The 11486-nt window shown below is 54.8% G+C and carries 6 protein-coding genes and 2 rRNA genes; 7 read left to right on the top strand and 1 reads right to left on the bottom strand.

Annotated features, from left to right (window positions below; all coding sequences use genetic code 11):
- The first annotated feature begins 295 nt into the window (after positions 1 to 295).
- A 23S ribosomal RNA gene (locus ACNKU7_RS06375) occupies positions 296 to 3175 on the top strand.
- A 192-nt stretch (positions 3176 to 3367) separates the two neighbouring features.
- A 5S ribosomal RNA gene (gene rrf / locus ACNKU7_RS06370) occupies positions 3368 to 3483 on the top strand.
- Between the two features lie 578 nt (positions 3484 to 4061).
- Here rrf and ACNKU7_RS06365 read toward each other — a convergent pair.
- A complete protein-coding gene (locus tag ACNKU7_RS06365) occupies positions 4062 to 5423 on the bottom strand; it encodes a Na+/H+ antiporter NhaC family protein (RefSeq protein ID WP_418296130.1) in 1362 nt (453 codons plus the stop codon).
- A 208-nt stretch (positions 5424 to 5631) separates the two neighbouring features.
- On the opposite strand from ACNKU7_RS06365, the gene ACNKU7_RS06360 reads away from it, so the two are divergent.
- From ACNKU7_RS06360 to ACNKU7_RS06340, 5 genes are all read left to right on the top strand, one after another.
- Positions 5632 to 7008, top strand: a complete 1377-nt coding sequence (locus ACNKU7_RS06360) for an SLC13 family permease (RefSeq protein ID WP_418296129.1) — start codon at positions 5632 to 5634, stop codon at positions 7006 to 7008.
- Between the two features lie 72 nt (positions 7009 to 7080).
- The gene (locus ACNKU7_RS06355) at positions 7081 to 7959 is read left to right on the top strand and encodes a MaoC family dehydratase (protein ID WP_418296128.1); all 879 of its coding nucleotides are present in this window, start codon (positions 7081 to 7083) and stop codon (positions 7957 to 7959) included.
- Between the two features lie 55 nt (positions 7960 to 8014).
- Positions 8015 to 8683: a DNA-3-methyladenine glycosylase I gene (locus tag ACNKU7_RS06350; RefSeq protein WP_418296127.1), complete on the top strand. Its 669-nt coding sequence runs from the start codon at positions 8015 to 8017 to the stop codon at positions 8681 to 8683.
- A 113-nt stretch (positions 8684 to 8796) separates the two neighbouring features.
- Entirely contained in the window at positions 8797 to 10314 is a 1518-nt protein-coding gene (locus ACNKU7_RS06345; RefSeq protein WP_418296126.1) for a flavin-containing monooxygenase, read from the top strand.
- Between the two features lie 3 nt (positions 10315 to 10317).
- On the top strand, positions 10318 to 11205 hold the full coding sequence (locus ACNKU7_RS06340; RefSeq protein WP_418296125.1) for a dienelactone hydrolase family protein: 888 nt from the start codon (positions 10318 to 10320) through the stop codon (positions 11203 to 11205).
- Positions 11206 to 11486 lie beyond the last annotated feature (281 nt).

Below are 11486 nucleotides of genomic sequence, written 5' to 3'. Positions count from 1 at the left end.
GATCAGAAATCTGATTTCTTTAGCATATTGCTTGAGAGTTCAGCTTCCTGATTTTTACATCAGATGCTCTTTAACAAGGTAAAACAATTTGTAGTAATACACTGCAAGGCGAGGTTAAGTACTAACAATACTTAACATCAATATTGTGTGTCTCTCAAGCACACAATCCGGTGTTTGAATGCTTGGTCGCATTCAAATGCATACAACGTGCAGTTGTACTCGCTTATTGTTGTGGAAACATGACGTAAGCGTTAGTCAATGCGCGTCCAGTCGTTAGTAGTCGTTTGTGTTGTATGGTCAAGCGACTAAGCGTATACGGTGGATGCCTTGGCAGCTGGAGGCGATGAAGGACGTAGGAGCCTGCGAAAAGTCTAGGGGAGCTGGCACACAAGCTTTGATCCTGGAATGTCCGAATGGGGAAACCCACCTGTTTACAGGTATCGCATAGTGAATACATAGCTATGCGAGGCGAACCCGGGGAACTGAAACATCTAAGTACCCGGAGGAAAAGAAATCAACCGAGATTCCCTGAGTAGCGGCGAGCGAAAGGGGACTAGCCCTTAAGCTCTTTATGTCTTAGTGGAAGGATCTGGAAAGTTCCGCGATACAGGGTGATAGCCCCGTACACGAAAAGGCACATTGAGTGAAATCGAGTAGGTCGGGACACGTGTTATCTTGACTGAATATGGGGGGACCATCCTCCAAGGCTAAATACTCCCAGCTGACCGATAGTGAACCAGTACCGTGAGGGAAAGGCGAAAAGAACCCCGGAGAGGGGAGTGAAATAGAACCTGAAACCGTATACGTACAAGCAGTAGGAGCCCTTCGGGGTGACTGCGTACCTTTTGTATAATGGGTCAGCGACTTACTGTCTGTAGCAAGGTTAACCGCATAGGGGAGCCGTAGAGAAATCGAGTCTTAATAGGGCGTTTAGTTGCAGGCAGTAGACCCGAAACCCGGCGATCTATCCATGGGCAGGTTGAAGGTTGAGTAACATCAACTGGAGGACCGAACCCACAAATGTTGAAAAATTTGGGGATGACCTGTGGATCGGAGTGAAAGGCTAATCAAGCCGGGAGATAGCTGGTTCTCCTCGAAAGCTATTTAGGTAGCGCCTCGCGTCTCACCCTCGGGGGTAGAGCACTGTTTGGGCTAGGGGGTCATCCCGACTTACCAACCCCATGCAAACTCCGAATACCGAGGAGTGCAATCGCGGGAGACACACGGCGGGTGCTAACGTCCGTCGTGAAAAGGGAAACAACCCAGACCGCCAGCTAAGGTCCCAAATACCAGTTAAGTGGGAAACGATGTGGGAAGGCCCAGACAGCTAGGAGGTTGGCTTAGAAGCAGCCATCCTTTAAAGAAAGCGTAATAGCTCACTAGTCGAGTCGGCCCGCGCGGAAGATATACCGGGGCTCAAACTGGTAACCGAAGCTGCGGATGCTCTTAGGAGCATGGTAGAGGAGCGTTGTGTAAGCCGCAGAAGGTGGACTGTGAGGTCTGCTGGAGGTATCACAAGTGCGAATGCTGACATGAGTAACGACAAGGGGGGTGAAAAACCTCCCCGCCGGAAGACCAAGGGTTCCTGTCCAACGCTAATCGGGACAGGGTTAGTCGGCCCCTAAGGCGAGGGCGAAAGCCGTAGTCGATGGGAAACAGGTTAATATTCCTGTACTTGCAATTGCTGCGATGGAGTGACGGAGAAGGCTAGGCCAGCATGGCGATTGGTTGTCCATGTTTAAGGTTGTAGGCTGGGGACTTAGGCAAATCCGGGTCCCTAAGGCTGAGAGCTGATGACGAGTCTCTTTTAGAGACGAAGTGGTTGATGCCCTGCTTCCAGGAAAAACTTCTAAGCTTCAGGCAATTGCGAACCGTACTCTAAACCGACACAGGTGGTCAGGTAGAGAATACCAAGGCGCTTGAGAGAACTCTGGTGAAGGAACTAGGCAAAATGGTACCGTAACTTCGGGAGAAGGTACGCCGGTTTTGGTGATGGGACTTGCTCCCTAAGCTGAGGCCGGTCGAAGTGACCAGGTGGCTGCGACTGTTTATTAAAAACATAGCACTCTGCAAACACGTAAGTGGACGTATAGGGTGTGACGCCTGCCCGGTGCCGGAAGGTTAATTGATGGGGTTAGCATTAGCGAAGCTCTTGATCGAAGCCCCGGTAAACGGCGGCCGTAACTATAACGGTCCTAAGGTAGCGAAATTCCTTGTCGGGTAAGTTCCGACCTGCACGAATGGCGTAACGATGGCCACGCTGTCTCCACCAGAGACTCAGTGAAATTGAAATCGCTGTTAAGATGCAGTGTACCCGCGGCTAGACGGAAAGACCCCGTGAACCTTTACTACAGCTTTGCACTGAACTTTGAGCCTACTTGTGTAGGATAGGTGGGAGGCTTTGAAGCAGGAACGCCAGTTCTTGTGGAGCCATCCTTGAAATACCACCCTGGTATGTTTGAGGTTCTAACTCTGGTCCATGATCTGGATCGAGGACAGTGTATGGTGGGTAGTTTGACTGGGGCGGTCTCCTCCCAAAGAGTAACGGAGGAGTACGAAGGTGCACTCAGCATGGTCGGAAATCATGCAATGAGCATAATGGTATAAGTGCGCTTGACTGCGAGTCAGACATGACGAGCAGGTACGAAAGTAGGTCATAGTGATCCGGTGGTTCTGTATGGAAGGGCCATCGCTCAACGGATAAAAGGTACTCCGGGGATAACAGGCTGATACCGCCCAAGAGTTCACATCGACGGCGGTGTTTGGCACCTCGATGTCGGCTCATCACATCCTGGGGCTGAAGCCGGTCCCAAGGGTATGGCTGTTCGCCATTTAAAGTGGTACGCGAGCTGGGTTTAGAACGTCGTGAGACAGTTCGGTCCCTATCTGCCGTGGGCGTTGGAGATTTGAGAAGAGTTGCTCCTAGTACGAGAGGACCGGAGTGAACGAACCTCTGGTGTTCGGGTTGTCACGCCAGTGGCATTGCCCGGTAGCTATGTTCGGACGGGATAACCGCTGAAAGCATCTAAGCGGGAAGCCTCCTTCAAGATGAGATCTCCCTGACTCCTTGAGAGTCCTGAAGGGCCGTGGAAGACTACCACGTTGATAGGCTGGGTGTGGAAGCGTTGTGAGGCGTTGAGCTAACCAGTACTAATTGCCCGTGCGGCTTGACCATACAACAGAGATGGTTACTAACGATTGGGATTGTGTCCCATCGAGAGACGCGCAACTTGCGGTGTATTACTACAGATTGTTTTACCGATTTATTTGGGGTTATCGCCGGTCATCAAAATGACCGAGGCAAACAGCGATAACAGGCAGCGCCGGGCACACGCCCATAAGACCAACGCCAACCCAAGCCAGTTTGCCTGACGACAATAGAGTTGTGGAACCACCTGATCCCTTGCCGAACTCAGAAGTGAAACGCAACATCGCCGATGGTAGTGTGGGGCTTCCCCATGTGAGAGTAGGTCATCGTCAGGTTTTATTCCAAAAGCCCTGATCGCTAACGCGGTCAGGGCTTTTTTCGTTGGGCACATCCCTGTGCCCAACCCTCCGGGCAGCTTCGCTGCGTTGATTTGCTCCAGGCAAATCAATCATGGTAACCGCCGATGACCCGGGCGGCGCTCCGCTACTGTACCGCTTTCGCGGCACGGTCATGGTGATTCGAGCCTGCCGCTCTCACCCTCCGGGCAGCCTGCGGCAGTCCAAACGGCGTTGCCGTTTGTCAGCCATCTAAATAAAAAAAAGGCCACCCAAACGGGTGGCCTTTTTTATTTGGGATGCGGTGAATTACAACTGCCACACAGAGCAACGTGATTGGTCAATCAGCCGCTTGGTACAGAAACATTATCCTGAAGTTCTGAATTCCCCCTGTGCTAATGCGTAAAAGCCCTTTTTCGGCGTTAAGGAAGGTAATCAGGTGGTATAGAAAAGGGGATAAACGACGGGCCGCAAGTGTGAAAATACACAGCGGCCTGTATCACGAAGGGCGTACCAGGTACGGCTATCGATATTTGGGCATACCTGACAGATTCCACCAGGCACGCTCTGCGCCGCAGTTAATCAGCGCCGGGGCCGCTTTTAACCCGCGGCCTGAAGATGCCAAATACAATCGAAACCATCGCAACCAGTCCCAGGAGCCAGCAATACTGGATGCTGCCCGCGAGTGACAGCGGCGATACTTTTGCCAGGGATGAGGCCAGCAGTATCTGTGCTCCGTAGGGAAGTAATCCCTGTACAACACAGGAATAGATATCGAGCAGACTGGCGCTGCGGCGAGGATCCACACCGTAGCGGGATGCTATATCTTTCGCCAATGACCCGCTGAGAAGAATGGCGACGGTGTTATTTGCGGTACAGACATTAGTTATTGCAACGGTGGCGCTGATACTCAACTCACCGGCGCGAACCCGGGATGGGCCTGCCGTGTGCTCAGGGTTTTGTCGGCTGATCCGCTCAATAACACGCGAGAGCCAGTTAAGCCCCCCCTCGGTGCGCATCATGGCACCAAGTCCGCCGATCATGAGAGAGAGAATAAAGATCTCCTGCATGCCCTTGTAGCCTTCGAAGATGTCCTGGGCCAGGCGCGCAATACTGTAGTCTTCCTGCAGCCCCAAACCTACAGCGCCCGCGAGCAGGATTCCGGTGAAAAGTACGAGGAAGACATTAACACCGCAGATGGCGAGGACCAGTACCGCGATATAGGGCAGGACAGGCGCGATTCCATGGGGGACATCCGCGCCACTTCCGACATTTTCCCCTACAGACATGCCTGCGCTCTGGAAATACAGCCACGCGATCGCAATGACGGCGGCGGGCAGGGCAATCAGTAGGTTCATGCGGAACTTGTCGCGCATTGCGACGCCCTGCGTGCGGGTGGCGGCGATGGTGGTGTCGGAGATGATGGACAGGTTGTCACCAAACATGGCCCCACCTACCACCGTCCCGACGGTAACCAGGAGAGCAATGTCTGTCGTATCGGCAATCCCGACGGCGATGGGCGCGATGGCGGCCACAGTGCCCATAGAGGTGCCCATGGCTGTTGCAATAAAGGCGGTGATCAGAAACAGCCCGGGCAATATCAGCGATGGGGGAATCAGGCTGAGTCCAAGACTGACTGTGGCATCCACGCCGCCCACTGCCTTGGCGACGCTCGCAAATGCGCCGGCAAGAAGGTAGATCAGCACCATGGTAATAATGGTTGAGTCGCCAACACCCCGTACGAAGGTGTCAATTCGCTCGTTCAGGCTGCCTTTGGCAAGCAGGATTGCGAGGGCAATGGCCGGCAAAATGGCGACAGGAGCGGGCACCTGGTAAAAGGCCATGTCGGCGCCTTCCGCCTGATACCAAAGCCCTGCGCCCAGAAACAGCAGGAGGAATAGGGCAAGGGGCAGGAGGGCGAGTGGGTTGGCTCTGGACATGGGTACCGCTACTTTGTCGTGTGTTTGGCTAAAGGGCGCGGATTGTAAAAGTCCGTACCAGAAGCAATCAACGATCGATTGGTGATAAACATAGACCGCCATGGCAGGTTCGGCGCAGGGAGTCTCCGGAAAGGTGGAGCCTGGTGGCGTAAATATGGTCAAATCCACCCATCACGTTTTTACCTGCAATCGCCATGGGAAAAGAATAATGACTGTGACGCGGCAGCACTTTCTGGTTTTGGGGCCACTGCTGGCTCTGTCTTTCTACTTCTTATTGTCCTGGCTGGATATGCCCTATCTGCCTGCGGTGACTGCAGCCATAACGTTGCTCACGGTAATCTGGTGGATTACCGAAGCGCTTCCTATTCCTGCGACGTCACTGGTTCCCTTTGTCTTGCTGCCACTTTTCGGGGTGGCCGATCACAAGCTGGTGGCTTCGTCGCTGGGCAGTCACGTGATTCTTTTGCTGATGGGAGCCTTTATGCTCTCTAAAGCACTGGAAAAGAGCGGTGCCCATGAACGGCTTGCCCTGTACATGCTCAAGCTGGTGGGGGTAAACAGCGGTCGCCGCCTGGTGCTTGGATTTATGCTCGCCGCTGGCCTGCTATCCATGTGGATCTCCAATACGGCAACCACACTGATGATGTTGCCGATCGCCCTCGCCATTCTTTCCCATGCGGACAATCAGCGTCTGACCATTGCCCTGATCCTGGGCATAGCCTATGCGGCCAGCCTCGGTGGTGTGGGCAGTCCACTGGGCACGCCACCCAACGTGATCTTTATGGGGATCTACGAGGAAGTTACCGGTACTGAATTCAGCTTTCTCAGCTGGATGAAAGTCGGCTTGCCCGTTGTGTTGGTGACCCTGCCGGTTATGGCGCTGTGGCTGACCCGCAGTGTGCGCCTGGACAAGCCGATCGAACGCCCCCGCGTCGGGGAATGGCGTCCGGAAGAGGTGAGAACACTCGCGGTATTTGCCATCGCGATTTTATTCTGGGTTACACGCAATGAACCATTCGGCGGTTGGAGCCACTGGTTCGGTGTGGAGGGCGCTGGCGACAGCACTGTGGCACTAGGGGCCGTCGTGTTGATGTTCCTGGTTCCCAACGGCAAGGGTGGGCGCTTGCTCGACTGGTCTGCGGCAGAGAGTATTCCGTGGGGGATGCTGTTGCTGTTTGCCGGTGGTATCGCTATCGCAAAAGGATTCGTGGCGTCGGGGCTGAGTGACATGATGGGCGCAGGCCTCTCCTTCCTGACCACAATGCCTCTGTGGTTGATGCTGCTGGTTTTATGCCTGTCGGTGACCTTTCTCACCGAAATTACCAGTAACACTGCAACCGCTACACTCCTGATGCCGATACTGGCGGTAGCCGCCACTTCCGCAGGGTTTGATCCCATGGCGCTGATGATTCCCGCGGCAATGTGTGCAAGTTGTGCCTTTATGCTACCTGTCGCGACCGCGCCCAACGCCATCGCTTACGGCACTGGCAAAATCAGCATTCAGGATATGGCGCGGGAAGGTGCCGTGTTGAGTGTTCTGGCATCGCTGATTATTGCCGCTATCTGTGGCCTGATCTTGGTATAGTCGTCGACCTGTAAACACGCTGCGGTAGTCTTCGTGCTGGAGTTATGCCCTGAGGATATTGGGAAGTAAGTTGTGAAAGCGATTGAGTTGAATTCTGTACCGCCAATGAGCTTGCTGTATCTGCGAGCGTTGACCTCCAGGCGCGGGGCATCGGTTCCCGAGGATATGCAGGCACTAGGTGAGGTATTGCTGCAAGGCCAGCGTATAGACGAGAAACGTTTGCGGGCCTATTGCCGGGTTTGCGGCTTTACCGCGGAACAACAGGTGCCGGCCACTTATCCGTTTGTGCTGGCCGTTCCCCTGCACTTGCAGCTCCTGGTATCGGACGCCTTTCCGTGCAGTGTGCTCGGTGTGGTTCATGTTGCCAATGAAATTACCCAGTACCGTGCCATCAAACCGTCGGAAGCGCTGGACTTTCGCTGTATCCTGAGCGGCGCGAGACCTGCGCGCAGGGGGTTCGAGTTCGAACTTCTGACACAGGTTTCTGTCGCGGGCGAGCTGGTGTGGGAGTGCACTTCGACACTCCTCAGCCGGGACAAGCGCGGGGCATCCCGGGCGCGCCGCAACGAGCGGAAGCCTGACGACCCCATGACGCCGGACGCGGTCATCCCCTGGTTGGTGCCCGCTGATACGGGCCGACGTTATGCCCGGGTGTCTGGTGATAGCAACCCTATCCACCTCTATGCATTGACCGCCAAACTATTTGGTTTCCCGCGAGCAATCGCACACGGTATGTGGACCAAAGCCCGCTGCCTTGCGGAGCTGGAGGAAGCGCTGGACTCGCCATCGTTTGAGCGCGGATTCCGGGTGAGTGTGACTTTCCGGCAACCGGTATTCCTGCCTTCGAAGGTGCAGTTCGAACGTGTGGAAGAAGCGGGCTCGATCAGATTTTCCGTCAGTAAAACGACCGAGCAGAAATTGTATCTGAGCGGCCAGGTGACAGGACTTTGACGGGTGTCCATTGTCCGAAACCCGTAGCCACGCACGCATAGGACCGAGGGCAAGCATGCGCAGTTTTGACGATATTACAGAGCCGGTGATCGACCGTTTCGGAGGTATTGCCGGGCTCAAAAAGCAGCTTACCTTGCCAAAGACCGCCAAGGCCCTGCGCCAGATAGCGGACGAACTCTGGCTGTCGCAAGCATCCAGAGCGGTATTTCAGGCCGGGTTCAACTGGAAAGTAGTGGACGGGAAATGGCCAAGAATTGAGGAGATATTCCACGGTTTTAACCTCAGCTACTGTCGCTTTCTCTCCGATGAGGCCCTGGAAGAAATTTTCAAACAGGACGGGATGATCAAGCACTGGAAGAAAACCAAGTCGATACAGCGCAACGGCGAATTCTTTACGCAGCTCGCCAACGAACACGGCGGACTTGGCAATTATTTTGCTGGCTGGAACACCGGGAATTACGCCGAAAATTTACGTGCGCTGCAAAAAGGTGGTGATCGGCTCGGAGGCAAGACGGCACAGGTGTTCCTGCGCCGGATGGGCGTGGACACCCTCGTCTTTTCCAATGACATGGTGCGCGGGTTGATCAGGGAAGGTGTGGTACAAAAGACACCCTCATCGAAACGGGACTGGGCCGCGTTACAAGAGGCCATAGAGCTGTGGCAGGCGCAATCCGGTCGCAGTCTGAATGAAATTAGCCAGATACTGGCCTACTCGGTCGGTTGAAGGCGGCTGCCGCGCGAGTTAACCTCAAATCGACGTATTCATGAGTCGTGTGGCAACCTGCGTCACACTTCTGATGCACCAATCAAAAATAATAAAAATAAGAGACTATTCCTATGGATCAAATACACATTGATCTACTGATTATCGGCGCGGGCCTGTCCGGTATTGGTATGGCCTGTCATCTGAGCAAAGAGTGCCCGGAACAGGAGTTTGCCATTCTGGAGCGCCGTGAGCGGATTGGCGGAACCTGGGATTTATTTCGCTATCCGGGTATTCGGTCAGATTCCGATATGTTCAGTTTCGGTTTCAAGTTCCGCCCCTGGAACGGGTACAAGGTGCTTGCCGATGGAAGCTCCATTCGCGAGTACATTCAAGATACTGCGCGAGAGTATGGCGTGGAAGAGCGCATCCAGTTTGGTGTGGATCTGCAGGAGGCCAATTGGGACAGCGCGCGTCAGCGTTGGGTGCTCACTGGCTTTCGCGGGGAAAACCGCGAGCCCGTGACCTATACCTGCAATATTCTCGTCAGTTGTACCGGTTGTTACGACTACAGCCAGGGTCACCAGCCAGAGATTCCGGGGCTTGCTTCATTTGATGGTCAAGTGGTGCACCCGCAGCAGTGGCCTGAAGACCTGGATTACAGTGGCAAGCGGGTGGTGGTTATCGGTAGCGGCGCCACTGCGGTAACCCTGGTACCGGCACTGGCCGAATCAGCTGAGCATGTCACCATGCTGCAGCGCTCGCCCACTTACGTACTATCCGTCCCTGCTGAAGACAAGCTATCCGGCTTCCTGAAGAAGTTATTGCCTGAGCGCTGGGTATTCGGGATGGCACGCAGGCGCAACCTGTTTCTGCATCGCCTGATTTTTGACTCGGCCAAGCGCTGGCCACAATTGATCCGCAAACTCATGTTGCGTGGGGTTCGCAAAGCGCTGGCGGGGAGGTCCGATATGCGACATTTTACGCCGCAGTATCAGCCGTGGGATCAGCGTCTGTGTGCGGTACCTGACGGCGACCTGTTTGCGTCGATCAGATCTGGCAAGGCTTCTGTGGTCACCGCTCATATTGAATCGGTCACCCCAACCGGGGTGCGGCTCAAATCCGCAGAGGAAATTCAGGCGGATATCCTTGTCACTGCCACTGGCCTCAAATTACAAGTGTTCGGGGGGATGGCACTGAAGGTCGACAACGAACCGGTAGCGATCAATCGCCGGTTGACCTACAAGGGCGTGCTGATGGAAGGCGTTCCCAATATGGCATGGATCTTCGGTTATACCAATGCTGCCTGGACGCTTAAAGCGGATCTGGCTGCCGGATACCTTTGCCGGTTACTCAAGTACATGAAAACCGACGGCAAAGCGATATTCATGCCGATCGATCGCGAGGGCTGCGCCACCGACGAGTCAGTAATGGCTGCGCTGCAATCCGGTTATGTGGCAAGAGCGAATCACCTGTTGCCACGCCAGGGGCGTAAAGGGCCCTGGCGACTGCTGAACCACTATAAAAAAGACACAAAAATCTTGCTTGAAGATCCGATTGCAGATGGCGTTCTGAATTTTTACCCGCCGCTCGTCGGCCATCAACCTGTCCCTGCGGCACAGATCGCCGCGCAATCCCCTCAGGAGGTGTGAACTATGTGTGATGAGCTGAATAGTAAAGATGCGGAAGCTTATTTTCTTCGTCAGGGTATAAGCCGTCGCACTTTCGGCAGAGTCGGTTTTGGGGCGGCGCTCGCAGCGACCTTGCCATCAGCTGCGCTGGCCGAAGACATAGTCGAGCAAAAAGTCACCGTGCAAACACCTGATGGTGAAGCCGATTGCTACTTTGTTCATCCGGCGAAGGGGCAATATCCAGCGGTGATATTGTGGCCGGATATTTTCGGCATGCGTGCAGCGTTCCGGCAGATGGGCAAACGGCTTGCACAGTCCGGTTACGCTGTACTGGTGGTCAATCCCTATTATCGAACCATGAAGGGGCAGCTGGTGCCGGATACGGCTCCGGTGATTGATTCTGCGCTTCGTGAAAAAATCTGGCCGCAAGCGCGGGAACTGGCTGGCACTCTCTCGCCCGAGACCTGTGTAACGGACGGGCGCGCCTTCATTAAGTATCTCGACGCACAGGCGGCTGTGGACAGTGAGAAGAAAGCGGGTACCATGGGATATTGCATGACCGGCTCCTACACATTCCGCCTGGCCGCCGATATGCCAGCGCGTATTGGTGCTGGTGCATCTTTCCACGGGGGCGGACTGGTTACGGACAAGGCCGATAGCCCCCATCGCCTGGTACCTGAGATCAAGGCCGGGTTTCTGGTAGCGATTGCCGAGAACGACGACGAGCGGCAGCCCGAGGCAAAAACGGCGTTGCGGCAGGCGTTTGATCGCGCCGGTGTCGCTGCGGAAATCGAAGTTTATAGCGGCGCCATGCACGGCTGGTGCCCTCCAGACTCAATGGCATATAACCGCACCCAGGCCGAGCGGGCATGGGAAAGGATGCTGGTGCTGTTCCGTCAAAACCTTGTTTGAGCGGCGCCAGCCAGTAACCGGGGCGATAAGCCCCGGTTTATGAATACCGCGGCAAAGATTGATCGTGCCGGGTTCTGGCGGTATAACTTTGTCCACATGGGGTCGGAGTGGCTCCGATTTTTATCCCTTCCGGTCCAATTCTGATTTTCTGGACTATCAAGCGTTCGCTTGGATTCTGTACCCGGGGTGGTCACTGCAGTGGTGTCAGCCCTATTCAGACAAGTGCTTCAAGATGTGCATTAAGGCACTTTAAACAAGTACTGGCGATGGGCGCGCATGCA

The organism is Microbulbifer weihaiensis (assembly GCF_048323715.1).
Lineage (GTDB): Bacteria > Pseudomonadota > Gammaproteobacteria > Pseudomonadales > Cellvibrionaceae > Microbulbifer.
This window is presented reverse-complemented; position numbering and strand designations above follow the sequence as displayed.